The organism is Streptomyces sp. NPDC059785, assembly GCF_042732375.1.
In the GTDB taxonomy this organism is placed as follows: Bacteria; Actinomycetota; Actinomycetes; order Streptomycetales; family Streptomycetaceae; genus Streptomyces.
This window is the reverse complement of sequence record NZ_JBHWHV010000026.1, coordinates 13726-39786: the sequence shown is the minus strand read 5'-3', so window position 1 is coordinate 39786 and position 26061 is coordinate 13726. Positions and strand designations below refer to the sequence as shown.

Annotated in this window: 18 protein-coding genes, 5 tRNA genes and 1 riboswitch; of the genes, 13 read left to right on the top strand and 10 right to left on the bottom strand. The window is 72.9% G+C overall.

The window, feature by feature from the left end:
- Positions 1 to 144: 144 nt before the first annotated feature.
- A complete protein-coding gene (locus ACFV6E_RS20640) occupies positions 145 to 1197 on the top strand; it encodes an ABC transporter permease (RefSeq protein WP_385161290.1) in 1053 nt (350 codons plus the stop codon).
- Between the two features lie 495 nt (positions 1198 to 1692).
- Here the strand turns inward: ACFV6E_RS20640 and ACFV6E_RS20635 are convergent.
- The 4 genes from ACFV6E_RS20635 to ACFV6E_RS20620 form a co-directional block, all read right to left on the bottom strand.
- Positions 1693 to 1766 (bottom strand) — tRNA-Phe (locus tag ACFV6E_RS20635).
- Between the two features lie 24 nt (positions 1767 to 1790).
- Positions 1791 to 1865 (bottom strand) — tRNA-Asp (locus ACFV6E_RS20630).
- A gap of 49 nt (positions 1866 to 1914) precedes the next feature.
- A tRNA-Glu gene (locus tag ACFV6E_RS20625) sits at positions 1915 to 1987 on the bottom strand.
- 80 nt (positions 1988 to 2067) lie between these two features.
- Positions 2068 to 3630, bottom strand: coding sequence for a metallophosphoesterase (locus ACFV6E_RS20620; protein WP_385463375.1), 1563 nt, complete (start codon positions 3628 to 3630; stop codon positions 2068 to 2070).
- An 83-nt stretch (positions 3631 to 3713) separates the two neighbouring features.
- Between ACFV6E_RS20620 and ACFV6E_RS20615 the strand changes: the two genes are divergently transcribed.
- The 5 genes from ACFV6E_RS20615 (at position 3714) to ACFV6E_RS20595 (ending at position 9335) form a co-directional block, all read left to right on the top strand.
- On the top strand, positions 3714 to 4064 hold the full coding sequence (locus tag ACFV6E_RS20615) for a metallopeptidase family protein (RefSeq protein WP_041819691.1): 351 nt from the start codon (positions 3714 to 3716) through the stop codon (positions 4062 to 4064).
- A 256-nt stretch (positions 4065 to 4320) separates the two neighbouring features.
- Complete coding sequence (locus tag ACFV6E_RS20610) at positions 4321 to 4854, top strand: hypothetical protein (RefSeq protein WP_385161218.1); 534 nt, start codon at positions 4321 to 4323, stop codon at positions 4852 to 4854.
- A 409-nt stretch (positions 4855 to 5263) separates the two neighbouring features.
- Positions 5264 to 7420, top strand: a complete 2157-nt coding sequence (locus tag ACFV6E_RS20605) for a DEAD/DEAH box helicase (RefSeq protein WP_385463372.1) — start codon at positions 5264 to 5266, stop codon at positions 7418 to 7420.
- A gap of 159 nt (positions 7421 to 7579) precedes the next feature.
- On the top strand, positions 7580 to 9148 hold the full coding sequence (locus ACFV6E_RS20600; RefSeq protein WP_385463369.1) for an amino acid permease: 1569 nt from the start codon (positions 7580 to 7582) through the stop codon (positions 9146 to 9148).
- Positions 9149 to 9262: 114 nt separating this feature from the next.
- Positions 9263 to 9335 (top strand) — tRNA-Lys (locus ACFV6E_RS20595).
- 47 nt (positions 9336 to 9382) lie between these two features.
- Here the strand turns inward: ACFV6E_RS20595 and ribA are convergent.
- A complete protein-coding gene (ribA, locus tag ACFV6E_RS20590; protein ID WP_385463366.1) occupies positions 9383 to 10054 on the bottom strand; it encodes a GTP cyclohydrolase II in 672 nt (223 codons plus the stop codon).
- Between the two features lie 204 nt (positions 10055 to 10258).
- A complete protein-coding gene (locus tag ACFV6E_RS20585) occupies positions 10259 to 10774 on the bottom strand; it encodes a MarR family winged helix-turn-helix transcriptional regulator (RefSeq protein ID WP_385161210.1) in 516 nt (171 codons plus the stop codon).
- A gap of 204 nt (positions 10775 to 10978) precedes the next feature.
- Between ACFV6E_RS20585 and ACFV6E_RS20580 the strand changes: the two genes are divergently transcribed.
- The 6 genes from ACFV6E_RS20580 (at position 10979) to ACFV6E_RS20555 (ending at position 17685) form a co-directional block, all read left to right on the top strand.
- Complete coding sequence (locus tag ACFV6E_RS20580; protein WP_385463363.1) at positions 10979 to 12121, top strand: dihydrofolate reductase family protein; 1143 nt, start codon at positions 10979 to 10981, stop codon at positions 12119 to 12121.
- A 136-nt stretch (positions 12122 to 12257) separates the two neighbouring features.
- Positions 12258 to 13472 (top strand): alginate lyase family protein, encoded by a 1215-nt coding sequence (locus ACFV6E_RS20575; RefSeq protein ID WP_385463360.1) that lies wholly within the window; start codon positions 12258 to 12260, stop codon positions 13470 to 13472.
- Positions 13473 to 13589: 117 nt separating this feature from the next.
- Positions 13590 to 13663: transfer RNA gene (locus ACFV6E_RS20570), tRNA-Met, on the top strand.
- 288 nt (positions 13664 to 13951) lie between these two features.
- Positions 13952 to 15157: a PP2C family protein-serine/threonine phosphatase gene (locus tag ACFV6E_RS20565; RefSeq protein ID WP_385161204.1), complete on the top strand. Its 1206-nt coding sequence runs from the start codon at positions 13952 to 13954 to the stop codon at positions 15155 to 15157.
- A gap of 300 nt (positions 15158 to 15457) precedes the next feature.
- Positions 15458 to 15615, top strand: a riboswitch (cyclic di-AMP (ydaO/yuaA leader).
- An 11-nt stretch (positions 15616 to 15626) separates the two neighbouring features.
- A complete protein-coding gene (locus ACFV6E_RS20560) occupies positions 15627 to 16667 on the top strand; it encodes a M23 family metallopeptidase (RefSeq protein ID WP_385463357.1) in 1041 nt (346 codons plus the stop codon).
- 73 nt (positions 16668 to 16740) lie between these two features.
- Positions 16741 to 17685 carry an aldo/keto reductase gene (locus ACFV6E_RS20555; RefSeq protein WP_385161200.1) on the top strand — a complete coding sequence of 315 codons (945 nt, stop codon included), beginning with the start codon at positions 16741 to 16743 and terminating at the stop codon, positions 17683 to 17685.
- A 54-nt stretch (positions 17686 to 17739) separates the two neighbouring features.
- Here the strand turns inward: ACFV6E_RS20555 and ACFV6E_RS20550 are convergent, their stop codons facing one another.
- The 4 genes from ACFV6E_RS20550 to ACFV6E_RS20535 all read right to left on the bottom strand — a co-directional run bounded on the left by ACFV6E_RS20550 (position 17740) and on the right by ACFV6E_RS20535 (position 22925).
- Positions 17740 to 19122, bottom strand: coding sequence for a PrsW family intramembrane metalloprotease (locus ACFV6E_RS20550; RefSeq protein WP_385463354.1), 1383 nt, complete (start codon positions 19120 to 19122; stop codon positions 17740 to 17742).
- 61 nt (positions 19123 to 19183) lie between these two features.
- Complete coding sequence (gene trmB / locus ACFV6E_RS20545; RefSeq protein WP_385161196.1) at positions 19184 to 20050, bottom strand: tRNA (guanosine(46)-N7)-methyltransferase TrmB; 867 nt, start codon at positions 20048 to 20050, stop codon at positions 19184 to 19186.
- 122 nt (positions 20051 to 20172) lie between these two features.
- Entirely contained in the window at positions 20173 to 21393 is a 1221-nt protein-coding gene (lhgO, locus tag ACFV6E_RS20540) for an L-2-hydroxyglutarate oxidase (RefSeq protein ID WP_385161194.1), read from the bottom strand.
- A 107-nt stretch (positions 21394 to 21500) separates the two neighbouring features.
- A complete protein-coding gene (locus tag ACFV6E_RS20535; protein WP_385161192.1) occupies positions 21501 to 22925 on the bottom strand; it encodes an MFS transporter in 1425 nt (474 codons plus the stop codon).
- A 756-nt stretch (positions 22926 to 23681) separates the two neighbouring features.
- Between ACFV6E_RS20535 and ACFV6E_RS20530 the strand changes: the two genes are divergently transcribed.
- A complete protein-coding gene (locus tag ACFV6E_RS20530; protein WP_385463351.1) occupies positions 23682 to 25775 on the top strand; it encodes an asparagine synthase-related protein in 2094 nt (697 codons plus the stop codon).
- Positions 25776 to 26061: the final 286 nt, after the last annotated feature.

Sequence of the window (26061 nt, the reverse complement as noted above, 5' to 3'; positions counted from 1 at the left end):
CGCGTTCCAGGATCTCACTTCGGCGAAAAGAGTGGCGAACGCTTTTGCGTCGCGGACTTGTCGGAGACCGGTCGAAGACGACTCCCTTGAGTCCTGAGGTGAGAAATATTCCGTATGCCCCTTTAGCGTGGCCGTATGTCCGAGATGCCGCACGGTGCTCACGGCAGGCGGCCCACCCGCGGTGAGCGGTGGGCGGCCTTCAAGGAGTCGCCGTTCCTGCCCGCGACCGTGCTCGTGCTGATCGTCGCCGCGGCGGCGGGGCTCTTCGCGGGCTCGTACACGTACTCCATGGCGAACCCGACGCCGCGGCATGTGCCGACGGCGGTGGTGGGCCCGTACGAGGAGGGGCGCGGCAAGGCGTTCCTCGCCGGGATGGAGAAGGCGCTGAACGCCTCGCTGAAGATCCGCCCGTACGACAGCCGGGCGGCGGCCGTGGAGGCGGTGGACGACCAGAAGGCGTTCGGCATCATCGAGATCGAGGACGCCGGGCGGGCGGTCACGTTCGACGTGTCCGGGGCGTCGGGGTCCTCGGTCGCGCAACTGCTGGAGCAGGCGGCGCCGGCCGTGGGGAAGAAGACGGGGACGGCGGTCACCGTCCGGGACATCAAGCCCCTTCAGCAGGGCGACCCGCGCGGGCTGGCGATCTTCTACATCTCGCTGGCGGCCGTGATCATCGGGTTCGTCGGGGCGATCCAGATCTCCGTGCACGCGCGGGCGCTGAACCCGTTCGAACGGATCGCGTTCACGGTCGCGTACGCGCTGCTCGGCGGGTTCGCGATCGCGGCGGTGGTGGACTGGGGGCTCGGCGCGCTGAACCTGCCGTTCGTCGAGTCCTGGCTGATCCTGGCGCTGACCATGTTCACCTCCGGCATGGTCTTCACGATGTTCAACACCCTCTTCCAGCGGTGGGCGATGATCCCCACCTGGGGGCTGATGGTGCTGCTCGGCAACCCGTCCTCGGGCGGTGCGGTGTCCTGGCCGCTGCTGCCGTCCGCGCTCGGCGCGATCGGGCGCTGGCTGCCGCCGGGCGCCTCGGTGAACGCGCAGCACACAGCGGTGTACTTCGCCGGCCACCAGCACGTGTTCCCGTTCCTGGTGCTCGCCGGCTGGGCCCTGGTCTCCTGCGCGGTCTTCCTGACCTGGCGCCACCGCCACCCGGGCGGCCGCCCACCTCGCCCTACTCACGCGGCCCCGTGACCTGCCGGACGGGTACAGGGGCTGAGGCTGCCGGGCCGGGGTACGGCGGCCCGGAATCGCCGTACCGACCGCGACTCTGCCGTGGGCGCGGCCTGCGGGTGGTCGAGGGAGCGGACGGTGGCGGTATCGCCCACGGGCCGAGTTCTTCGACGAAGGAACGGCGAAGGCCCCGTCTGTGTGGGACGGGGTCTTCTGGGTTGTGGCTGGGGCTGGGGTCGAACCGGCGGCCTGTTGCTTTTCGGGTGATCGTTTGTGCCGACTGGGCTGCCTGGTGCCGGAGTCCGCGGGGAGACTCCAGCGGTCCTGACGGGATTTGCTGTATCGATTGCGGCTCCGCCGCGGGCGCGGCCTCCGGGGTGGTTCGGGGAGGCGGGTGGAGCTCTCGGGCCTGCATTGCGGGGCGGGCCGATGCGTATGCGGTGACGGCCGGGTCGGGCCGGGTCGGGTTGGGTACGGCGAAGGCCCCGTCTGTGTGGGACGGGGCCTTCTGGGTTGTGGCTGGGGCCGGGGTCGAACCGGCGACCTATCGCTTTTCAGGCGATCGCTCGTACCAACTGAGCTACCCAGCCACGGAGTCTTAGGAAAGACTCCAGCGGTCCTGACGGGATTTGAACCCGCGGCCTCCACCTTGACAGGGTGGCGAGCACTCCAAACTGCTCCACAGGACCAAGCTGTTGTGTGCGTCTTGCGTAAGACAGTGTCGCACACGGTGTTGCGTGCCCCCAACGGGATTCGAACCCGTGCTACCGCCTTGAAAGGGCGGCGTCCTAGGCCGCTAGACGATGAGGGCTATCGGCCCGCCTGGGCGCTTCTCAGCGCGTCGGGGACGTGAGAAGCATATGGGATGGCGGGAGGTATCGCCAAAACGGTTTAGGGAGCCGAAGCGGAGGGGCTGGGGGAGTCCGTCGCGCCGGGGCGGTTCTCCTCCGCCAGGTGGCGGCTGACCTCGGCCGTCGTCAGGCCGAGGCCACCCAGTTCGATCTCGTCCCACGCCTGGAGCCGGCGGGTGTCGCGGTCCATGTAGAGCACCGAGGCCTGGATCGGATCCGGGTACTTGCCCTCGACGGCGCGCAGCCCGCTCCCGCCGGTCGAACCCTCGATCCGGAGCCGGGTGCCGTACTTCAGGACCTCCGTCTTCTCATGGTGGATGTGCCCCGCAAGGACCAGCGGCACGTCCCCGTCCGTCTGCCGGGCCGCGTCCGGATTGTGGGCGATCGCGACGTCGACCGGCGTGCCTGCCGCCTTCTGGTCGCTGAGGGCGGACGCCAGCCGCGCCCCGGCGAGCTCCTCCGCCGCATCGCCCCCCGCCGCCACCGACCGGTCGGGGGTGAACTGCGGATCGCCCGTGCCCGCGAACCGCAGACCGGCCACGGAGACCGCCTTGCCGTCGTCCAGGACGTGCACGTTCTTCATGCCTTCGAGGTGGCGCTGCGTGCCCCGGCTGTCGTGGTTGCCGCGCACCCAGACGTACGGCGCGCCGAGGTCGGGGATCGGGTCCAGGAAGCCGTTCTCGGCGGCCGAGCCGTGGTCCATGGTGTCGCCGGAGTCGACGATCACGTCGATGTCGTACTGCTCCACCAGCGACGCGATGATCTTCCAGCTCGCCGGGTTCAGATGGATGTCGGAGACGTGCAGCACCCGGATGGTGGCCGGGTCCGGCTGGTAGGCGGGCAGCGTGGACGTCACGTCGTACAGCTTCGTCACGTTCGTCACCATGCGCGCCAACTCCTTCTGGTAGGCGTCGAATTCGGTGACGATGCTGCGCGCGTTGCCGACCAGGGACGGGGCGGAGGAGAGCAGTCCGGAGAACTTCGGCTCCAGGACCGACTTGGGGTTCCAGGTGGCGAACGCCGTGGCGCCCGAGGCGGCGAGCAGGGCGAGCGCGAGCCCGCCGGCGGCGAGCGCGCGGCGCGGACGGCGGTAGACCGCGAGGCCGAGCGCCGTGGCCCCGGAGACCACCGCCACGCAGGAGCGCACGGCCAGGTCGACGGTGCCGTGCTCGACGTCCCGGGCGACCTCGTCCTGGAGGCCGGAGATCCGCTCGGGGTGGTCGACCAGCGCCTGCGACCGGTCCGGGTCGAGCCGGTCGACGTCCACGTCGAGGCGGAGCGGCGCCTCGTGGCTGCTCAGCTCCAGCGCGCCGAGCGGCGAGACGTTGATCTTCGTACCGCCGGTCAGGGAGGGCCGCAGCGTCATCGTGGTGTCCATCGGGCCGACCGGCACCCGGACGTTGCCGACGATCAGCAGGCCGAGCCACGCGCCCAGCAGGACGACTCCGACCAGGCCGAGGGCGCGGACGTAGGGGTGCGGCTGGGGGACGAGTTCGACCGCCGGGTGCGGGCGGCGGGCCCGGTAGCGGCGGGCGGCGGCACGCTGTGCCGTACGGGCGATGCTGTGTGCGCGGTGCAGGGCGGCGGCGGGGACGCGGACCATTGGTCCCGTATGCCCAACCCGGTGACCGGATATGCGGGCCGTCCCGCCCTCCCCCCGGGGCGGGCGTGCCCGACAATGGCCGTGTGCTGGAGATGACGCGCGAGGAGTTCGAGGAACTGGTCGCCGAGGCGCTGGACCGTATCCCGCCGGAGCTGACGCGGCTGATGGACAACGTGGCGGTGTTCGTCGAGGACGAGCCGCCCGCCGACGACCCCGAGCTGCTCGGGCTGTACGAGGGCACGCCGCTCACCGACCGCGGCGAGTGGTACGCGGGCGTCCTGCCGGACCGGATCACCATCTACCGGGGGCCGACCCTGCGGATGTGCGACTCCCGCGAGGACGTGGTCGCGGAGACCGAGGTCACGGTGGTGCACGAGATCGCCCACCACTTCGGCATCGACGACGCCCGGCTGCACGCGCTCGGCTACGGGTGAGACGCGGTGGCGCAGGCGGTGCGGGACCGGCCGGTCCGTAGGGGAGGTGCGGCGCCGTACGCGGGACCGGCCGGTCCGTAGGGGAGGTACGGCGCCGTACGGGGTGCGGGGCGCGGTCGGACCGGATGTGTGGGTGTGTGAAGGGCGCGTGTCCTCGCGCGGGCGGGCGGAGTTGGGCAGAGGTACTCCCTGACCCCTCCCCGTGCCGTTCGTGGCCGCTCGTGCCGGGGAGACCCACGACCGGAGGTGGCTGCCCGTGCGCGCCGTGTACGTACCCGTCCGTCTGGCCGCCACGTTCATCGCCGTCGCCGCGGCCGCCGGCTGTATGAGCGTGGGCGACGGCGGCGGGGGTCGGTCCGGGCCCGCGCACTCGGCGGGGCCCGGCGGCGGTGCGGTGCCCGACGGAGAGTCCGCGATGACCGGGGGCGGAGCGGGCCGCCCCGACGGGCACGGACACGGGCGCGGGGACGGCGAGGCCCGCTCCCGGTCGGACGGCTCCTCCTCCGGACCGGCGTCCGCGTCGCCCGCGAAGTCCCGGTCCGCGCGGCCCTCGGCCGGGACCACCCCGGGGGGCGGCGGCAGCGGCGGGGGCGGGACGAATCGGCCCGCGCCGACCAAGGACGTACCGGCTCCCACCCGCACGGCGCAGCCGACGCCCACGCCGTCCCCGACGCCCACGGCCGACCCGAGCGCCGAGCCCTCGTCGTCCGCGCACGAGCAGGAGACCCAGCTCGTGCAGCGGGAGCCGGCCCCCCGGGCGGGCGCGCCGTTCACGGGCGGGGACACCTGAGCCGGGCGCCCCCGTGCACCGGCGGGAACACCGGAGCCGGGCGCCCCGTGCACCGGCGGGAACACCGGAGCCGGGCGCCCGCACACCGGTCGGGAATGAAACGGCCGGAGCCCGGTGTTCAGGCTCATGTCCCCGTGTTCCCGGGCCGGCCGATGGGCCGGTGCCGCGGCGGCGCGGGGGCGCTGTACGCACTGCCGGCGGTCCGGGGTTCTGTGGCTCGGTTTGCCTTCGGGGGTGGAGGGTGCGTATGGTGGTAGATCGTTTGATCCCATTTGCCCGGCGCCATTGCAGAGAGCGCCGCGTGGCGCGTTCTCTCCTTTGCCGTGGCCGGACCGCATAGAGGCGGTCGATTGCGACTTCACGGAGTTGTGGGCGCGTGCCGTAGAACTCCGGAAGGTTCGCATTTCGCATGTCTGTTTCCAGTACTGACCACGTCGTCGTGCCCGAGAACGAGGGTCCCGAGACGATCGAGACCGCCGAGGCCACCGAGGCCGCGGCCCCCGAGATCACCTTCGGCGACCTGGGTCTCCCCGAGGGCGTCGTCCGCAAGCTCGCGCAGAACGGCGTGACCACCCCCTTCCCGATCCAGGCGGCGACCATCCCGGACGCCCTGGCCGGCAAGGACATCCTCGGCCGCGGTCGCACCGGCTCCGGCAAGACCCTCTCCTTCGGTCTGCCGACCCTGGCCACGCTGGCCGGCGGCCACACCGAGAAGAAGAAGCCCCGCGCCGTCATCCTCACCCCGACCCGTGAGCTCGCGATGCAGGTCGCGGACGCGCTCCAGCCGTACGGCGACGTCCTCGGCCTGAAGATGAAGGTCGTCTGCGGCGGTACGTCGATGGGCAACCAGATCTACGCCCTGGAGCGTGGCGTCGACATCCTCGTCGCCACCCCGGGCCGGCTGCGCGACATCATCAACCGCGGCGCCTGCTCCCTGGAGAACGTCCAGGTCACCGTCCTCGACGAGGCCGACCAGATGTCCGACCTGGGCTTCCTGCCCGAGGTCACCGAGCTGCTCGACCAGGTCCCGTCCGGCGGCCAGCGCATGCTCTTCTCCGCCACGATGGAGAACGAGATCGCGACCCTGGTCAAGCGCTACCTGACCGACCCGGCCACGCACGAGGTCGACGCGGCGCAGGGCGCGGTGACGACCATGTCGCACCACATCCTGATCGTGAAGCCCAAGGACAAGGCGCCGGTCACCGCCGCGATCGCCTCCCGCAAGGGCCGCACCATCATCTTCGTCCGCACCCAGCTGGGCGCCGACCGTGTCGCCGAGCAGCTGCGCGACGCGGGCGTGAAGGCCGACGCGCTGCACGGCGGCATGACGCAGGGCGCGCGCACCCGGACCCTGGCGGACTTCAAGGACGGTTACGTCAACGTCCTCGTCGCGACCGACGTCGCCGCCCGCGGCATCCACGTCGACGGCATCGACCTGGTGCTGAACGTGGACCCGGCCGGTGACCACAAGGACTACCTGCACCGTTCAGGGCGTACGGCCCGCGCGGGCCGGTCCGGCACCGTCGTCTCGCTGTCCCTGCCGCACCAGCGGCGCCAGATCTTCCGGCTGATGGAGGACGCGGGCGTCGACGCCTCGCGGCACATCATCAACTCCGGTACGGCCTTCGAGCCCGAGGTCGCCGAGATCACCGGCGCCCGGTCGATGACCGAGGTCCAGGCCGAGTCCGCGGGCAACGCCGCGCAGCAGGCCGAGCGCGAGGTCTCGCACCTCACCAAGCAGCTCGAGCGGGCGCAGCGGCGCGCGGTGGAGCTGCGCGAGGAGGCCGACCGGCTGGTGGCCCGCGCCGCGCGGGAGCGCGGTGACGACCCGGAGGCGGCCGTCGCCGCCGCCGCGGAGCAGGCCGCCGAGGCTCCGGCCGAGGCCGTCGTGCCCGAGCAGTCCGCCGAGCGCGAGGAGCGTCCGTCGTACGAGGCGCCGCGCCAGCGCCGGGACGAGCGGGGCAACTACGAGCGCCGTGACCGCCGCGACGACCGTAACGAGCGCGGTGGCTTCGACCGTGACCGTCGTGACGGTGACCGTGGCGGCCGTTCCTTCGACCGCCGTGACGACCGTGGCGGCCGTTCTTTCGAGCGTCGTGACGACCGTCGTGACGGCGACCGCGGTGGCCGTTCCTTCGACCGCCGCGACGACCGTCGTGACGACCGGGGCGACCGCGGCGGCTTCCGCCGTGACGACCGCGGTGGGCGTTCCTTCGAGCGCCGTGACGACCGTCGTGACGGCGACCGCGGCGGCCGTTCTTTCGAGCGTCGTGACGACCGCCGTGACGGCGACCGCGGCGGGCGTTCCTTCGAGCGCCGCGACGACCGCGGCGGCTTCCGCCGGGACAACGACCGCGGTGGCCGTTCCTTCGAGCGCCGTGACGACCGCGGCGGCCACCGGGGCAGCGACCGTCCCTTCAACCGCGACCGGCAGGGCGACCGCCCCTCGGGTGGCTACCGCTCCGGCGGCCACGAGCGCCCCTACGGCCGGCGTGACGACCACCGCGGCACCGGCTCCTTCGGCGGCCGCCGCGACGAGAAGCCGCGCTGGAAGCGCAACGGCTGAGCAGCAGGGCCGAGCAGGCTTGAGCAGGACCGAGTGAGGCCGATCGCCGGCTGATCCCGGTTGACCGGAAGGGCCCGTACGACGACGCATCCCGTCGCCGTACGGGCCCTTCCGCCGTGCGGCGCATGTCGGGTCGCCGGCGCGGGAATCGCTGGGGGCATGACAACACCTTCCGCCGCAGGCGCGCGCGACCCGGCCGAGGGCCCCGGCCCGGCCCCCCTCTCCGACGAGGAGCGGCTCGCCCAGCTCGGCTACACACAGGTCCTCGCCCGCCGTATGTCCGCGTTCTCGAACTACGCGGTGTCCTTCACGATCATCTCGGTGCTGTCGGGCTGTCTGACGCTGTACCTGTTCGGGATGAACACCGGCGGTCCCGCCGTGATCACCTGGGGATGGGTCGCGGTCGGACTGATGACGCTGTTCGTCGGACTCGCGATGGCCGAGATCTGCTCCGCCTACCCGACCTCGGCGGGCCTGTACTTCTGGGCCCACCGGCTCGCACCGCCCCGTACGGCCGCGGCCTGGGCGTGGTTCACCGGCTGGTTCAACGTCCTGGGGCAGGTCGCGGTGACCGCGGGCATCGACTTCGGCGCCGCCTCGTTCCTCGGCGCGTATCTGAATCTCCAGTTCGACTTCGAGGTCACCCCGGGCCGGACGATGCTGCTCTTCGCCGGGATCCTCGTCCTGCACGGGCTGCTGAACACCTTCGGGGTGCGGATCGTCGGCCTGCTCAACAGCATCAGCGTGTGGTGGCACGTCCTGGGCGTCGCGGTCATCGTCGGCGCGCTGGCCTTCGTACCCGATCATCACCGGTCGACGTCCTTCGTGTTCACGGAGTTCGTGAACAACACCGGCTGGGGCAGCGGGCTCTACGTCGTCCTCATCGGCCTGCTGATGGCGCAGTACACCTTCACCGGGTACGACGCCTCGGCCCACATGACCGAGGAGACGCACGACGCGTCGACGGCGGGCCCGAAGGGCATCGTCCGCTCCATCTGGACCTCGTGGGTGGCGGGCTTCGTCCTGCTCCTCGGCTTCACCTTCGCCATCCAGTCGTACGACGGGGCGCTTCGGTCGCCGACGGGCGCGCCGCCGGCGCAGATCCTGCTGGACGCGCTCGGGGCGACGGCGGGCAAACTCCTGCTGCTGGTCGTGATCGGCGCCCAGCTGTTCTGCGGGATGGCGTCGGTCACCGCCAACAGCCGCATGATCTACGCCTTTTCGCGGGACGGCGCGCTGCCGTTCTCGGCCGTGTGGCACAGCGTGAACCCGCGGACCCGCACGCCGGTGGCGGCGGTCTGGCTGGCGGCGTTCGGAGCCATGGCGCTCGGCCTGCCGTACCTGATCAACGCGACGGCGTACGCGGCGGTGACGTCGATCGCCGTGATCGGTCTGTACGTCGCGTACGTCATCCCGACGCTGCTGCGGCTGCGCAAGGGCGAGGCGTTCGAGCGGGGGCCGTGGCACCTGGGCCGCTGGTCCCGGACGATCGGTGTGGTGGCCGTCTCCTGGGTCGGCGTGATCACCGTCCTGTTCATGCTGCCGCAGGTCTCGCCCGTCACCTGGGAGTCCTTCAACTACGCCCCGGTCGCGGTCCTGGTCGTCCTCGGATTCGCCGCGACCTGGTGGCTGGCCTCGGCACGGCACTGGTTCCTCAACCCCGATCACGAACGCACGATCGCCCGCGAGGCGGCCCGGTCGGGCGCGCCCGAACCGGTCGATCCCTGACCGTCTCCGCCCACTTCCGGCAGTCCGGCGCGGCCGGGTACCGATACCCGATCGGAGTCGCGGCCGCGTCGGGCTATGCTCGGGGATGCATCGGCTCCGGCCGGTGCGGTGTGTGGACCCTTAGCTCAATTGGCAGAGCAGTGGACTTTTAATCCATTGGTTGTGGGTTCGAGTCCCACAGGGTCTACCGAGAAGCCCCCGGTCAGAGCGCGTCTGACCGGGGGCTCGGTCGTTTCATGCCGTGCTGCTCCACCGCTGCTGGCCCGGGAGTTCCGGCAGCGGGAGCGTGTGCTGCGTCTGGAGTACCTTCGCGCGCAGGTACGGGACGTTGTGCTCGGTGGCGAACACGCCGGTCGGGACGCGCGATTGGACGTCCAGGCCGAGGCCGCGGAGCTGGGCGGCCTTGTCCGGGTTGTTGGACAGCAGGTCCAGGGCGCCGATGCCGAGCGCTTCGAGCATCTGGGCGGCGGGGGCGTAGTCGCGGGCGTCCTCGGGCAGGCCGAGGGCCGCGTTGGCCGCGTAGGTGTCCAGGCCCTCGTCCTGGAGGGCGTACGCGTCGAGCTTGTTGTAGAGGCCGATGCCCCGGCCCTCCTGGCGGAGGTAGAGCAGTACGCCGCCGCGCTCCGCGATGCGCTCCACCGCCTCGCGGAGCTGGGGCCCGCAGTCGCAGCGGGCGGAGCCGAAGACGTCTCCGGTCAGGCACTCGGAGTGCAGCCGGACCAGCGGGACCGTCCCGGCGGCCGGGGTGCCGAGCACGACGGCCAAGTGTTCGCGGCCGTCGGTCAGGCCGTGGAAGGTGACCAGTTCGGCGTCGACCGCGTAGCCGTCGCCGAAGCGCAGCGGTACGGGGACGCGGGTGCGCACCGTGGCGGTGGGGAGGTCGCGCCCCTGGACTGTGTCGCGCATATGAGTTCTCCGGTCCGGCGTAGGACGGCGGCTGCGGGTCCGCTGCGGGTCCGCTGCGGTTCGTGGGCTCGTGCGGTGGTGCTTCGGGCGTGTGCTGTGGTGCTTCGGGCGTGTGCGGTGGTGCTTCGGGCGTGTGCTGTTGTGCTTCAGATTTGAAGCACAACCAGGGGCCAGACTCTAACTCGTGCTTAAAAGTTCAAGCAACTAGTTTGTCTGCCCGGCCCGCCGACGCCAGGGCAGGTCGTCGCACACGGCGCCGGACCGGTCCGACTGGAGGGTGTCGGCAATGGTCGTGCAGATGGCCTCCAGCTGGCCCACCTGCTCCGCGGTCAGCCGCTCGAAGACCGCGGCGCGCACCGTGTCGACGTGCCCCGGCGCCGTCCGCTCCAGCAGCGCGAACCCGGCGTCCGTGAGCACGGCGGTGCTGCCCCGCCGGTCCGTGGGGCACCCCTCGCGCCGTACCGTGCCGTCCTTCTCCAGGCGCGTCACGGCGTAGGTGAGGCGGCTGCGGGTGATCTTCAGGGCCTCGGCGAGGTCGGTCATGCGCAGCCGCCTGCCGGGCGCCTCCGAGAGGGTCGCGAGGACGGAGTAGTACAGGTGCGGCAGGCCGGCCTCCTGCTGGAGCTGCCGGTCGATCGCGTCCTCCAGGAGCGAGGAGGCGGCGACGTACGCGCGCCAGGCGCGTTGTTCCTCGGGAGTGAGCCAGCGGGTCGTCGTCATGCCGGCCAGTCTAGGTATTGTTCAAAAGTTGAAGCACCTAAGCGCTATTCCACGCACCCAAGCACCCGGGGACGTGTCCGGTCGGCAGGCCCCGGCCCCGTCCCTCTCCGTCCCGTCCCTCTCCGTCCCATCCATCCCTCCCGTCCATCCCTCCCGTCCCTTTCCGTCGATGCGAGCCGTGAGCTCGGAGCAGGAGTGAGCGCCATGCCCCGCCCCTACGTACTGTTGTCCGCCGCCGTCTCCCTCGACGGCTTCCTGGACGACACCGGGCCCGACCGGCTGCTGCTCTCCGGCCCGGCCGACTTCGACCGGGTCGACGAGGTACGGGCGGCCAGTGACGCGATCCTGGTCGGCGCCGGGACGATCCGCGCCGACAACCCGCGGCTGCTGGTCAACTCGGCCGAGCGGCGGGCGGCACGCGTCGCCGCCGGGCGCCCGGAGTACCCGCTGAAGGTCACGGTCAGCGGCTCCGGGGACCTCGATCCGGACGCGCGGTTCTGGCACACGGGCGGCGAGAAGGTGCTCTACACGACCGACAAGGGGGCCGCCCGGGCCGCCGAGGCGCTGGACGGCCTCGGCGTGGACGTCGTCCCGGCGGGCCCCGACCTGGACTGGCACGTCGTCCTGGAGCACCTGTACGACGTCCGGGGCGTGCGGCGGCTCATGGTCGAGGGTGGCGGCCGGGTGCACACCCAGCTCCTCCGGCTCGGCCTCGCCGACGAGCTCCAGCTCGCGCTCGCGCCGCTGCTGGTCGGCCAGCCGGGGGCGCCGCGCCTGTTCGGCCCCGGCCCCTACCCGGGCGGCCCGGCGGGCCGGCTGCGCCTGGCGGAGACCCGTCCCGTCGGGGACGTCGTCCTCATGCGGTACGTGCCGACGGCGCCCGGCACCGGCCCGTACGCTTCCGCAGCCGACCGGTACTGGCTCGCGCTCGCCTGCGAACTGGCCGGACTGTGCCCGCCGTCGCGGACCGCGTTCAGCGTCGGCGCGGTCGTGGTCGCCGCCGACGGCACCGAACTGGCCCGCGGCCACTCCCGGGAGGGCGACCCCGTGGAGCACGCCGAGGAAGCCGCCCTCGCCAAGATCGACCCGGCGGACCCCCGGCTGGCCTCCGCCACCGTCTACAGCAGCCTGGAGCCGTGCGCCCGCCGCGCCTCCCGGCCCGCCCCGTGCGCCCGGCTGATCCTCGACGCCGGGGTGCGGCGCGTCGTCACGGCCTGGCGCGAGCCCGACACGTTCGTGCCGGGGGCCGACGGCAACGGCATCCTCACGGCCGCGGGCGCCGACGTCGTCGTCCTGCCCGAGTACGCGGCCGCCGCGAAGGCGCCCAACGGCCACCTGCTCCCGTGACACCGGCGGGCTCCCGCCGGACGGGCGCGGGCTCCCGCCGGACGGGCGCGGGCTCCCGCCGGACGGGCTAAGAGAATCTGCGGACGCGCCACCGGAGAGCCAGGCTGCGAGTGAACCGACTCGGAGGTTGGAAACGATGAGTTCAGTGGGGCGCCGGATGGCGGCGGCGCTGCTCGCACCGCTGCTGGTGGGGCTGATGGTGTCGTGCGGGGCGACGACACACGGACGTTCGGTGGTGCGGGCGCGGTCCAAGGGCGCGGCGTTCGTCCACCCAGGGGTGCTGGTCAGCAAGGCGCAGCTCGACGCCGCGCGCACACACGTCGACGAGGGGAAGCAGCCGTGGCTCAACGCGTTCCTCGACATGCGCGACAGCAAGTACGGCTCGTACGCGTACCGGGCGCAGCCGTACGAGACGGTCGAGTGCCCGCCGGACGCGGCGGCCGGGCACGGCTGCGTCGAAGAGCGTGAGGACGCCATCGCCGCCTACACCCAGGCGCTGCTGTGGAGCGTCACGGGCGAGCGGAAGCACGCGGGCAAGGCGATCGAGATCATGGACGCCTGGTCGGCGAGGGTACGGCGGCACACGGCCGCGAACGCGGGGCTCCAGACCGCCTGGGCGGGCTCGACGTGGGCGCGCGCCGCGGAGATCGTCCGGCACACGGGGGCGGGCTGGCCGCGGGCGGACGTCGCGCGGTTCAAGACCATGCTGCGCACCGCCTACCTCCCCGAAGTCACCCGCGAGGTCCCGGACTTCAACGGGAACTGGGACCTGGTGATGACCGACGCCGCCATCGGCATGGCCGTCTTCCTCGACGACCAGCAGGCCTTCGACCACGCGCTGAAACGCTTCCGCGAGCGCGTGCCCGCCTACTTCTACCTGCGCAAGGACGGCAAGGAACCGGTCACCCCGGCGGGCAGCACGGTCGACACCCCGCAGAAGATGACCACCTACTGGTTCGGCCAGCGGCGCTACGAGGACGGGGTCGCCCAGGAGACCTGCCGCAACTTCAAGCACGTGGGATACGCCCTCGCCGCCACGGCGCACATCGCCGAGACCGCCTGGCACCAGGGCGTCGACCTCTACCGCGAGGTCGAGGACCGGCTGCGCGCGGCGGTGTCCTTCCACGCCCGCTACCAGTCGGGCGAGCCCGCGCCCCGCTGGCTGTGCGGCGGCCGGATCGACCGGAACATGGGGCCCGACCTGGAGGTCGCCCTGAACCACCTGGAGGGCCGCCTCGGCGACCGCGTCCCCGCCGCCCGCACGTACGCCGAGCGCACCCGGCCCGCCGGGACGGACGATCTCTTCGTCGCCTGGGAGACGCTCACGCACGCGGGCAACCCCGCCGCCTGAGCCGCGTCCGCGGGCGGGTGGAACGGCGGCCGCGGACGGGTGAGGCGGCGGCAGGAGGGGGCGCGGTGGATACGCGTGTGCCCCGGCCCTGCGGATGACGTACACTGGTTTCACCGACGCGGGGTGGAGCAGCTCGGTAGCTCGCTGGGCTCATAACCCAGAGGTCGCAGGTTCAAATCCTGTCCCCGCTACTGAAGGCCGAGGGCCGGAACTCGAGAGATCGAGTTCCGGCCCTCGGTGCGTTCCACGACCTTGGCCCCGCGGCGCCCGTGTCATCCGGTCGGCCCACAGCGGTCGCCGCCCGTCCGCGCTCCGGGAAGCCTGGACGGGTGGGGCAGCGAGAAGGCGGGCAACGGCCGACGGAACCGACCGGCGGAACCGGAGACGGGGTTCCCGGAGGCGACCGGGGGCCTGCGGGCGGCGACGACGGGCCCCGCCCGCGGACCGGCGGCCGTGCGGGTCCTCTGCCGGACGACCGCGTGGCCTTCCGGCCGGATGAGCAGGCCGGGAGCCGGCTGTCCGAGCGGGCCGGGGGCCGGCTGCCCGGTGACCCCGTGCCCGACCCCGGTCTCGGGGACGGGCCGTCGCCCGGTCGCGCCGAGCCGTCCGGCAGCCGGCGGTACTCCTACGCGCGCGCCTTCGTGCGGATGCTGCCCGTGCTGCTGATCGCGGTCGGGGTGGTCTACGACTGCCTCACCCCGGCGGAGTTCACCGCGGCGCCCTTCTTCACCGCGGCCCCCCTCGTCGCGGCGCCGCTGTTCTCGCTGCGCTCCACGGTCGTCACCGGGATCATGTCGGTGATCGCCGTCGTCACCGTGCACATCGGGCTCGGCATCGTCATGGACGCCGACGCGGTCACCGAGGCGGCCACCGTCGCGACCGTCGCCGTCCTGGCCGTCCTCATCAACCTCCTGGTCCGGCGCAGCGACCAGCAGCTCGCCTCCGCCAAGGAGATCGCGGAGGCCGCCCAGCGCGCCGTGCTGCCCCGCCCGGACGACCGGATCGGCGGACTCGACATCGCGGCCCGGTACGAGGCCGCGCAGGCGGACGCGTTCATCGGCGGCGACCTGTACGCGGTGCAGGACACCCCGCACGGCGTACGGCTGCTCGTCGGGGACGTGCGGGGCAAGGGGATGGGCGCGGTGGCGGCCGTCGCCGTCGTCATCGGGGCCTTCCGGGAGGCGGCCCAGCAGGAGGCGTCGCTCGAGGCGGTGGCCCAGCGTCTGGAGCGGTCCCTGGCGCGCGAGGGCACCCGGCGCGAAGGGCTCGACGCCTTCGAGGGGTTCACCACGGCCGTGCTCGCCGAGATCCCGCACGGCGAGGGCGTCGTCCGCGTCGTCAACCGCGGCCACCCGCCGCCCCTGCTCCTCGACTCCGGCGGCGCCCTGCTGGTGCTGGCGGCGAGCGAGCCCGCCCTGCCGCTCGGGATGGGCGAGCTGGGGAGCTGGCCCGACCGCGCCGAGCAGACGCCGTTCCCGTGCGGGTCGACGCTGCTCTTCTACACTGACGGTCTGTCCGAGGCCCGCGACAAGCAGGGCGAGTTCTACGATCCGGCGGCGCGCCTGGCCGGCCGGGTCTTCCCCGGGCCCGACGCGCTCCTCGACACCCTCACCCGGGACGTGCGCCGGCACACCGGCGGCGGGACGACGGACGACCTGGCACTGCTCGCCGTACGCCGCCCGTGACCGCCGTACACCGCCCTGCCCTCGTACGCCGTGGCCGGTGACCGCCGTCCGGTTCCGTCACAGAGGTGCGGCCGTCACCAGCCGTGATCGAGCGACGCCCGAGAGGTAACAAGTGACGAACCATCAACTGAATGCGAGTTTACGAATCGTGGTCAACTCGCCCGGATTTCACCGCGGCTGACCCCTAAGTCCGTGGCGAAAACGTTAATGATCAGTCCGAACGGCTTGGAATACCCAGCCCGGGTCTATTAACGTTCGATAACGCAGCGCGGTCGTCCCAGCCGTCACAAGAGGCGGCTCCGTGCGCACGTGCCGAATCCCGCGAGGGAACCGGGGAACCACCAACTTGGGGTGAATCGGGCGTTTGCCACGGTGAATCAGGCCGTGATCAACGCGCGTAGGAGACCTTCCTGCTCCGAACCCGTCAGCTAACCCGGTAGGCGAGAAGGAAGGAAAGGAGCACGCCCACGTGGCGTCAAACCGGCCTGCCCAGTCCACCTCGTTCGCGCCGTCCGAGAAGCAGAGCGACACCTTCGGCTACGGCGCCGGGGAGGGCACCTGGGACGAGTGGAATCCCACCGCGGAATCCGTCCGTCCCGTCCGCGGCCGGCACCGCGTCGCCAAGCAGCGCGGCGGGGGACTCGCCCGCAGCTCCACCGTCCTCGGCGTGGGCGTCATCGCCGCCGTGGGTGCGGGCGGCATGGCCACCGCGGCGCCCGGCAAGACGCCGGTCTCCATCTCGATGCCCGACCTGGGCTCGGTCACCGACTCCGCCAAGTCCCTGATGTCGGACGGCGATTCCGACGCCGACCAGGGCTCCACGACACCGCTCAGCAACGTCGGCCTGACCAACGCGGACTCCGCGCAGGGCAGCACCGGCGCGGGCGAGGCGCTGCGCGCCCGCATCATGCAGCAGGCCGAGTCGCAGCAGGACCAGGTGGACAACGCCGCCACCCAGGCCGCCGCCGAGGCCGCCGCGCAGAAGGCCGTCAAGGCCGCGGCCAAGACCCAGGACGAGGCCGAGAAGAAGGAAGCCGCCGCCAAGAAGAAGGCGAAGGAGGAGGCCGAGAAGAAGGCCGAGGCCGAGCGTCTGGCGAAGCTGGCCAAGCAGTACACGCTGCCGACCTCCTCGTACACGATCACCTCCACCTTCGGGCAGGCCGGTTCCCTGTGGTCCTCCGGCTACCACACCGGGCTGGACTTCGCCGCGCCCACCGGCACCCTCATCAAGGCGATCCACTCCGGGACCATCACGGAGGCGGGCTGGGCCGGCTCCTACGGCTACCGCACGATCCTGACCCTGGACGACGGCACCGAGCTCTGGTTCTGCCACCAGTCCTCGATCAGCGTCAGCGTCGGCCAGAAGGTGAACACCGGCGACGTCATCGGCCGCGTGGGCGCCACCGGCAACGTGACCGGCGCGCACCTGCACCTGGAGGTCCACCCCGGCGGCGCCGCCACCGGCATCGACCCGATGGCGTGGTTGCAGAGCAAGGGCCTCAACCCGTAAGAGGGCCGAACGTCCGGAGTACAGGGCCGAACGTCCGGAATACGTGGTTCAGCGTCGTACGTTGACCACAGGCATGACTTCTCTTCGCAAGCTGGGCTCGTCCGACCTCAAGGTCTTCCCGCTCTCCCTCGGCGGCAACGTCTTCGGCTGGACCGCCGACGAAACGCAGTCGTTCGCCGTCCTCGACGCCTACACGGCCGCGGGCGGCAACTTCGTGGACACCGCCGACACCTACTCCTCGTGGGTGCCGGGCAACGGCGGCGGTGTCTCCGAGACGGTCATCGGCAAGTGGCTGGCCGCGCGCGGCAACCGCTCCGACGTCGTCCTGGCCACCAAGGTCGGCGCGCACCCCGACTACAAGGGCCTGGCCCCCGCCAACATCAGGGCAGCGGCCGATGCCTCGCTGCGCCGCCTGGGCACGGACTACATCGACCTCTACTACACCCACTACGACGACCCGGCGGTCCCCGTCGAGGACATCATCGGCACGCTCGACGAGCTGGTCAGGGCCGGCAAGGTACGGCAGATCGCGGCGTCCAACATCTCGCCCGAGCGGCTGCGCGAGTCCCTGGAGTTCTCCGACCGCGAGGGCCTGGCCCGCTACGTCGCCCTCCAGCCGCACTACAACCTCGTCTCGCGCGACACCTACGAGGGCCCGCTCCAGGAGGTCGCCTCCCGCTCGGGGCTCGCCGCCGTCCCGTACTACGCGCTGGCCGCCGGCTTCCTGACCGGCAAGTACCGCCCCGGCACCGACGTCGACTCGGCGCGGGCCGCGGGCGCGGGCAAGCACCTGGAGACCGAGCGGGGCACCCGCGTCCTCGCGGCGCTCGACGAGATCGCCGGGGCGCGCGGGGCGGCCCACGCGACCGTCGCCCTGGCCTGGCTCGCCGCCCGCCCGACGGTGGCCGCGCCCATCGCCTCGGCCCGCACGGTCGAGCAGCTCCCCGCCCTGCTCGCGGTGGCGGACCTGGAACTCACCGACGCGGAGCTGGCGAAGCTGACGGAGGCGTCGGCCTGAGCCCCTTGGGGCGCCCCTGAGCAGCGGTACGGGAACCCCCGTACCGCCCGGCCGTCACGAGCGGTACGGGTTGTACGCGGGCCCGGGGCCGTACGCCGGAGGGGGCGCCGCCGGGCCGGGGTGCGGGCGTCCGTACCCCGGCGTTCCGTACCCCGGGCTTCCGTAATTCGGCGTTCCGTAGACCGGCATGTACACGGGCCACGGCGGCGGGGCGGGCGCGGGAGCCGCCGACCGGGCCGCGTAGGCGAGCGCGGGCCGGGCGACCTCCTGGCGCCGCCACAGCTCGTGCAGCAGCTCCCGCTCCCGTACGGCGAAGTCGGCGCCCGCGCGGCCGAGGCGGCCCCGGTGCCTGAGGAACGCCAGTGACGTCGCGTACGCCTCGTACTGGGCGACGGAGCGGGCGGCGGCCCGGCCAAAGTGGTGCGCCGCGTAGTCGCGGGCCATCCGCCGCGCCCGCATCGAGCCGAGTACGAACGGCTCGGGCGCGGCCAGCCAGCCGGCCGCGGCGTACGCGGGCAGCTCCGCGCGCACCGTGCGCAGCTCCCGCTGCCGGGTCCAGATGACGAGCCAGGTGAGCAGCCCGAACGCGGGCACCATGAACGCGGCGTAGACGGCGAAGAACCCGTACTCGCCGAAGGACGACGAGCCGTTCCACACGGCGTGCATGCCCATCGCCAGGAGCAGTCCGGACAGCGGCAGGAACACCCGCCGCAGATGCTGGCGCTCCGCCGACAGGGCCGCGACGCCGAAGCCGATGCCGGTCAGGACGGTGAAGAGCGGGTGCGCGAAGGGCGACATCACCACCCGCACGAAGAACGTCGCGGCGGTCACCGAGGCGAGTCCGCTCTCCCCGCTGAGCTGGTCGGTGCCGAAGGCGGTGCCGAGGTAGAGGATGTTCTCGGTGAAGGCGAAGCCGGTGGCGGTCACCCCGGCTATCACGACGCCGTCGACGATCCCGGTGAAGTCCCGTCTGCGGAACAGGAAGACCAGCAGGACCGCCGCGGCCTTGGCGGACTCCTCCACGACGGGCGCTATCACCGTCGCGCCGAGGGTGTCCGCGCTGGACGGATCGGCGGTGGCGGTGGCTATCCAGCGGGTCGCGAAGCTGTTGGCGACGATCGCTATCAGCGCCGCCGCGCAGGCGCCCCAGGCGAACGCGAACAGCAGGTTCCGCCAGGGGCCCGGCTCCACCCGGTCCAGCCAGCGGAACGCGGCTGTCAGCAGCGGCACGGGCAGCACGGCGAGGCCGAGCCCCACCAGGAAGCCCTGGGTGCCGGTCTGCTGCCGCACCAGGGCCAGGATGACGAGCCCGGAGAGCGCGAGCAGGGTGATCAGCGCGCCGTAGCGCACCCATGCGCGCTGCCACCAGTGCGCATGCCGGCGCGCACCGTCGGCGGGGCCGCTGGGGTGCGTCGGATACGGGGGGCAGGTGGCCACGGCATCGACCCTAACGAGGAGGGGCGCCGGCCGCGACGGTGCCGGGTGGCCCGTGCGGTCCTCAGTCGCCGGCGGGGGGTTCGTCTCGGTGTTCGGCACGGCGGAACAGCAGGTCGTGCACCACATGACCCTTGTCAAGGCCCTGGCCCTCGAAACGGGTCAATGGCCGGAACTCGGGCCGGGGCGCGTAGCCGCCGCCGGGCTGTGTGTTCTCGAAGTCCGGGTGCCCACTCAGCACGTCGAGCATCTGCTCCGCGTACGGTTCCCAGTCGGTCGCGCAGTGCACGATCGCGCCGGGCCTGAGCCGGGCCGCGGCGAGGGTCAGGAACTCCGGCTGGATGAGCCGGCGCTTGTGGTGCCGCTTCTTCGGCCAGGGGTCGGGGAAGTAGACGCGCAGCCCGTCGAGCGAGTCGGGGCGCAGCATCTCGCGGAGCAGGATGATCGCGTCCCCGTTGGCCACCCGGACGTTGTCCAGCCCGTCGCGGTCGGCCAGATTCAGCAGATTTCCCTGACCCGGGGTGTGCACGTCCACGGCGAGGATGCCGGTGTGCGGGTCCGCGGCCGCCATCCGCGCCGTGGCCTCGCCCATCCCGAAGCCGATCTCCAGCACGACCGGCCGGCCGGTGCCGAACAGCTCCGCGAGGTCCAGGACGCGCTGCCCGTCGATGTCGAATCCCCACTTGGGCCACAGCCGCTGCAAGGCGTCCGCCTGCCCGGCCGTCACCCGGCTGCGCCGCGGCTGGAAGCTCCGGATCCGCCGCTCGAAGTGCGATCCGGCGGGATCGGCCCTCGGACCGTCGGGGAAGCGGGGCTCGCCCTTGGCCCGGCTGGGGCGCGGCGAGGGGCCGGTGCCCCCGGGAACAGCGGGAACGCCTTCGGCCTCGGGGGCGGGCCGGGGTTCTTCGGAGAAGTTGCGGGATGCAGACACAGTGCGTCGATTTTACGGGCCGGAGGGGGCGGGCATGCGCTCGCGCCGGCCCGTCACACGCGTGAGCTGGGCGCCCGTGGCGCGTGACCGTGCCCGGAGTACGGGAGCGGGGGCCGCCCGGGTCAGGCGGCCTCCAGCGCCGCCAGCGTCCGGTCGGCGATCTCGCGGCCGATCGGCAGGGACGCCGTGGCCGCCGGGGACGGCGCGTTCAGCACGTGCACCGTGCGGGGGCGCTCCTGGATCAGGAAGTCGTCCACCAGCGTCCCGTCGCGCAGCACGGCCTGGGCGCGGACGCCCGCCGCCGCCGGTATCAGGTCCTCCGGCGTGACCGCGGGCAGCAGCCGCCGTACCGCCTCGGTGAACGCCGTCTTCGACAGCGAGCGGCGCAGCTCCCCGGCCCCGTACCGCCAGTGGCGGCGGCCTATGCGCCAGGAGCCGGGCCAGGCCAGCGTGGACGCGAGGTCGCGCGCCCGGACGGTGCCCCAGCCGTACCCCTCGCGGGCCAGGGCGGGGACCGCGTTCGGCCCGATGTGGACGCTGCCGTCGATGCCGCGGGTGAGGTGCACGCCGAGGAACGGGAACGCCGGGTCCGGCACCGGATAGACCAGGCCGCGCACCAGCTCGGGGCGGGCCAGCGTGTAGTACTCGCCGCGGAACGGGACGATCCGCATGCCGGGGTCGTCCCCGGCGAGGCGGGCCACCTCGTCGCAGTGCAGCCCGGCGCAGTTGACCAGCACGCGCGCGCGGAGGACCCGTCCGGCGGCCGTGCGCACGGCGACGCCGAGGTCGGGGCGGCGGTCGATGCGGACCACCCGCGCGCCGTACTCGACGCGGGCGCCGGAGGACTCCGCGAGCCGGCGGGCCACCGAGACGAAGTCGCAGATGCCCGTGGTGGCGACGTGGATGGCGGCGAGGCCGCGGACCTCCGGCTCGTACTCCGCGATCTGGCAGGGGCCCAGCTCGCGCACCGGTATGCCGTTCTCCCGGCCGCGCTGGACGAGGGCGTGCAGCCGGGGCAGCTCCGACTTCTCGGTGGCGACGATCAGCTTGCCGGTGAGGGCGTGCGCGATGCCGTGCTCGGCGCAGAACTTGGCCAGCTCGGCGGTGCCCCGCACCGCGTACCGCGCCTTGAGGGAGCCCGGGCGGTAGTAGATCCCGCTGTGCAGGACGCCGCTGTTGCGCCCCGTCTGGTGGCGGGCCGGGCCCGGCTCCTTCTCCAGCACCGTCACGCGGGTGCCCGGCGCGACGCGCGAGATCGCATACGCCGTGGACAGGCCGACGATCCCGCCGCCGGTCACCAGCACATCGCAGTCGTATGCAACACGTCGCCGCACTCGCTCCACCTCCCGGATCCGATAGTGCACTGCGCCACTGACAATGCCTTCAAACCCGGGAAGCCGCCGAACCCGCGGACTGGATCGACGCGCGTCACGTCCGATGCCGGAGCGCGTCAGGCCGGCGCCATCAGCAGCGGCCGCGCGCGCTCGCGCAGCTCCACCACGCGCGGCTCGTCGCCGTACGGCTCCAGGCGGTGCAGCAGGTCCTTCACGTACTCGGTGGTGCGCGCCGACGAGATGCGCCCCGCGACCTCCACCGCCCGCACGCCCTGCTCGCATGCCGCGTCCAGATTGCCCGATTCCAGCTCGGCGACCGCGGACACCACGAGCCGCAGCCCGTGCGAGCGTACGAACTCCTCCGTCGGCTTCGACAGGGCCTGCTCGGTGAAGCGGCGCACCTGACGCGGTGCCTTCAGATCCCGGTAGCACTCGGCGGCGTCGGCGGCGAACCGGTCGTACGAGTAGAAGCCCAGCCAGGAGGGGTCCTGGTCGCCGTCGCGGGCCCGTTCCAGCCAGCCCTCGGCGGCCTTCAGGGCGCCGCCGGCCGCGTGGGCGTCGCCCGCGCGCGCGTGGGCCCGCGCCTCGACCAGCCGGAAGAAGCTCATCGTGCGCGCGGTGGCCAGTCCGCGGTTGCGCTCCAGGGCGGCCTGCGCGAGGTCGACGCCCTCGTCACCGAAGCCGCGGTAGGTGGCCTGCAGGGACATGGAGGCCAGTACGTACCCGCCCAGGGGGACGTCGGCGGCCGCGCGGGCCAGGCGCAGTGCCTGGATGTAGTAGCGCTGGGCGGCCTCCTGCTGGCCGGTGTCGAAGGCCATCCAGCCGGCCAGCCGGGTCAGTTCGGCGCTGGCGCCGAAGAGGGCTCTTCCGACTTCGTCGGAGTACGAGCCGAGCAGCAGCGGCGCCGCCTCCACCCGTAAACACTCGGGGACCATCGACGAACGCCAGTCGCCGCCGCCGTACTTGGAGTCCCAGCGCCGCGCGTCCTCGGCGGCCTCGCGCAGCTTCTGCACGTCGCTGTGGCCGACTTTCAGCGGTGCGCCGGAGCCCTCGGCCGGGTTCGCGTCGCGCGCCACCGAACTGTCGGCCGGGGTTATCAGCCATCGCGACGCGGGAGTTGCGTATGCGCTGACTGCGAATGATCCGGCGAGCGACTGCCAGATACCTCCGCTCCCGGCCCGGCGCCCCGCGAGATCGAGCCGGTACAACTCCGTCGCCGACCGAACCGCCTGTCCTACGTCACGGGGAAAGGCGAGACCCACTTCGGGTGCGGGGTCCGCGTCCGCCAGACCGATCTCGTGGAGCGGTACCGGGCGGCCGAGTTTCTGGCCGATGGCAGCGGCGATGAGGTGCGGGGCAGCACCCTGGGGCACCATTCCCTTCGACACCCAGCGCGCCACCGACGTCTTGTCGTAGCGAAGAGTCAGCCCGCGTTGTGCGCCAAGGTCGTTGACGCGTCGCGCGAGGCCGGCATTGCTGATCCCCGCGAGGGCGAGAACGGTGCCGAGTTTTTCGTTCGGCCCGCGTTGCTCCCTGGACATGCGCCACCCCTCGACACAGACGGCTGCCGCGATGGCATAACCACGCGGCATTCGTAAACCCAGCGTAGTTCGCCCAATCCCAAGCGTTAAGGGGCGTAATTCCGGATGGCGGGAATGCGGTCCGCACGACAGCACGGAGGGTTGCGACGTGCTCCCGCTGTGTGGCCGTGCGCCCGTCCGTGCGCTCTTCTCCGGCCATCGGGGGAGCGCTTCCATGGAACACGCGTGGGTCGGCCCGCTGTACTGGATCCAGTGGGCTGGGGGACACCGCCGCCTCCATCCCCGCGGGCGGCGGACCGGTCCGGGAGGCGTGCTCCGCCTCCCGGACTGTGCACACCCTGCGTTGCGCACGGCATGTACGGAGAGTGTGCATCGCGGATCGCGCGGCGCCAATTTGGCTGATAATCGACGGTGCCCCTGGAGGTCGATTAGCGCTCTCACCACGATACTTGAGGGCGCGCAGGGTGTTTTGGGGGAGCGTTTCGGGGGCGCATTCGCGTCGATGTACTGGAAGGTGTCCCTCGTCAACGCCCTGAAAGGGCCCCGGGGGTGACCCTCCCGGCCCGCGCCGACCCTCCGTATACCGGCGGTCGACCATCCGTTCCCGCACGTCCCCGGAGGGGCCCGCAGGGGCCCATGGGGGCGCATAACAGGGGGCGCAAGCAGTCGCACAGAGCCTCTTGTGTGCCTCCTTCGTGGCAGCATGGTGCCCAGTTCGTGCGGTGCACTGGTTGTCCACAGCCTGTGGAGGCGGCGATGCGGTGGTTGGTGGGGTGGAGCAGTACCGCCGCCAGAGCGCCCGGGTTCGGCTCGGCCGGGGCCACCGGAAGCGACGGCGAGACCGTGCACCCCGTGGGCTCCCAGCTCCTGTGGGGCGACCCCGATCCGCTCTGGGCGGTCGGCGACTGGCGTCCCGACGAAGTCCGCGTGGTCAAGGCCGACGCCCAGACCCGGATCGCCGTACTCGGCACCTGCGGCGCCTCCGACGAGGAGCTGCGCGTCGGCCTCTTCGCCGCCCGCGGCGGAGCGCTGCGCCACCTCACCAACTGGGCCGGCAGCTACACGGCCGTCGTCCAGGTCGGCCGCCGGGTCACCGTCTGCGGCGATCTCGCGGGCGCCCGGCCGGTGTTCTACACCCCCTGGGCGGGCGGCACCGCGTACGCGACCGCCGCCCTGCCGCTGGCCGACCTCATCGAGGCCAACCTCGACTTCGGACACCTCGCCGCCCTCCTCGCCGCCCCCGACGTACCGGCCGCCGTCCACGACTCCACGCCCTACGACGGCGTGCGGCGCATCCCGCCGGGGCACGCGCTGATCCTGCGGGCGGGGGCGCGCGAGATCGCCGGGTACGAGCCGGTCGCCTCCCTCGCCGTCGCCGCACCCCCGGCCGACCCCACCAGCGCCGTGGACGCCGTACGGGACGCCCTGGTCGAAGCCGTACGCGCCCGGCTCGCCGCGCCGAGGCACGTCCCCGGGACCGACGTCGACCCCGGGCCCGTCCCCGGGATGGGCCCCGCCGAGCGGCGCGCCGAGCGCGGCATGCCGGTGCCCGGCATCGGCGCCGACCTCTCCGGGGGACCGGCTTCCGGCACGCTCGCCCTGCTCGCCGCCGGACTCCCCGGGATGCCCGGCACGGTCCTCGGGCACGGCACCGGCGCGGGCGAACGGCTGCTGGCGGTCACCTTCAACGACCTCGCGGTCGGCGGCCGGGAGGCCGAGCTCGAGCGGGCCGGATCGCTCGCCGCCAACCCCCGGCTGCACCACGTGGTCGTCGCCGGCGGCGAAGAGGTCCTCCCCTATGCCGACCTCGATGGGCCGCTGACCGACGAGCCGGGGCCCTCGCTGGTGACCGCCGCCCGGCACCGGACCCGGCTCGCCACCGGCAGCGCGGACCACTTCACCGGCTACGGGGCACGGCAGGTGCTGGACGCGCACCCCGCGCGCCTGGCCGATCTGCTGATGGACCGCAGACGGCGCCACCTGGTGCGGCCCGTCGCCGCCCTGGCCAAGGCCGACGGCTCCGTCATGGTCCCCGCGCGCGTGTACGGTGCCGCGCGCAAGCTGGCCCGTACGTCCTACCGGGCCGGCGTCGACGTCCTCGCCGACCGGCTGATGCACCGCAGCTTCGAGGAACCCGGCGGCGCGGTGGGCGCGTCACTGGCCGCCCTGACCTGGGCGAGGCCGGGACCCGCCGCGCGCTGGCTGACCGGCGAGGCCCTCGCTGAAGTATCGGTTCGCCTCCAGGGGGCGACCGGACGTCCCGGTGTCAGCCCCGGGCAGCGGCCCGGCGACTTCCGCGCGCGGGCGGCCCTCGCCCGGCACGCGACCGACCTGCGTGTACTGGAACAGGCCGCCGAGGTCCGATTCCAGCGGCTGCACGCACCGTTCCTGGACAACCAGGTCGTCCGCGCCTGCCGCGCCCTTCCCGAGGCCCTGCGGGTCCAGCCGGGCGCCCGCGCCGCGATACTGCGCACGGTGCTGGAGGGCGCCGGGGTCGGCGACCTGCCGCCGGGCTGGGGCGCGCCCTCCCACGCGTCCTCGGCCGCCGCCGCGCGCGCGGGACTGCGGGTCGCCATAGACCAGCTCATCGCGCTGTTCGACACCCCGCTGCTCGCCGAGGCCGGACTGGTCGAGGCCCGCGTCGTCCGCAAGGCGCTGCGGGCCGCCGCCGAGGGCGAACCCCTGCCCCTGGACGGCCTCGCCGACCTGGTCGCCCTGGAACTGTGGCTCCGCAGACTGCTGGCCCGCCGCGGCACCTGCTGGACAGGCACCCCGGCCCGCCAACGCGCCGTACCGGCGGGCATCGCCCCCCAGGGACGAGCCCTGGGCGCGGGGGCCCGACGGGGCTGACGCTCACATCCGCGGATACGTTCCGGCGCGCTCGTCCGTCCGGCCTTCCCGCCCCGGCACACCGGGGAAAGCGCCGCCCTGGCCGGCCCCGCCGGCCGGACAGCGCGCCTTGCCCGCGGATATCGCCCCTAGGGGCGGACGCGGGGCCCGGCGGGGCTGACGCCCCATTCCGCGGATACGTTCTGCCGCTCTGCCGGCCCCCGGCCGGGGCCCCGGGCCCCCGGGAAAGCGGCGCCCCCGCCGGCCCGGCGGGGGCGACGTCCACTCCGTGGCTACGTTCTACCGA

What these genes read in the sequence shown, in the direction of transcription:
- ACFV6E_RS20580 (WP_385463363.1), top strand. Translation starts at nt 10,979, where the DNA reads ATGCCCCGCCCCTACGTACTGTTGTCCGCCGCCGTCTCCCTCGACGGC.
- ACFV6E_RS20585 (WP_385161210.1), bottom strand. Translation starts at nt 10,774, where the DNA reads ATGACGACGACCCGCTGGCTCACTCCCGAGGAACAACGCGCCTGGCGC.
- ACFV6E_RS20535 (WP_385161192.1), bottom strand. Translation starts at nt 22,925, where the DNA reads ATGTCCAGGGAGCAACGCGGGCCGAACGAAAAACTCGGCACCGTTCTC.
- ACFV6E_RS20640 (WP_385161290.1), top strand. Translation starts at nt 145, where the DNA reads ATGCCGCACGGTGCTCACGGCAGGCGGCCCACCCGCGGTGAGCGGTGG.
- ribA (WP_385463366.1), bottom strand. Translation starts at nt 10,054, where the DNA reads ATGCGCGACACAGTCCAGGGGCGCGACCTCCCCACCGCCACGGTGCGC.
- ACFV6E_RS20600 (WP_385463369.1), top strand. Translation starts at nt 7,580, where the DNA reads ATGACAACACCTTCCGCCGCAGGCGCGCGCGACCCGGCCGAGGGCCCC.
- ACFV6E_RS20555 (WP_385161200.1), top strand. Translation starts at nt 16,741, where the DNA reads ATGACTTCTCTTCGCAAGCTGGGCTCGTCCGACCTCAAGGTCTTCCCG.
- ACFV6E_RS20605 (WP_385463372.1), top strand. Translation starts at nt 5,264, where the DNA reads ATGTCTGTTTCCAGTACTGACCACGTCGTCGTGCCCGAGAACGAGGGT.
- ACFV6E_RS20575 (WP_385463360.1), top strand. Translation starts at nt 12,258, where the DNA reads ATGAGTTCAGTGGGGCGCCGGATGGCGGCGGCGCTGCTCGCACCGCTG.
- ACFV6E_RS20530 (WP_385463351.1), top strand. Translation starts at nt 23,682, where the DNA reads ATGCGGTGGTTGGTGGGGTGGAGCAGTACCGCCGCCAGAGCGCCCGGG.
- ACFV6E_RS20620 (WP_385463375.1), bottom strand. Translation starts at nt 3,630, where the DNA reads ATGGTCCGCGTCCCCGCCGCCGCCCTGCACCGCGCACACAGCATCGCC.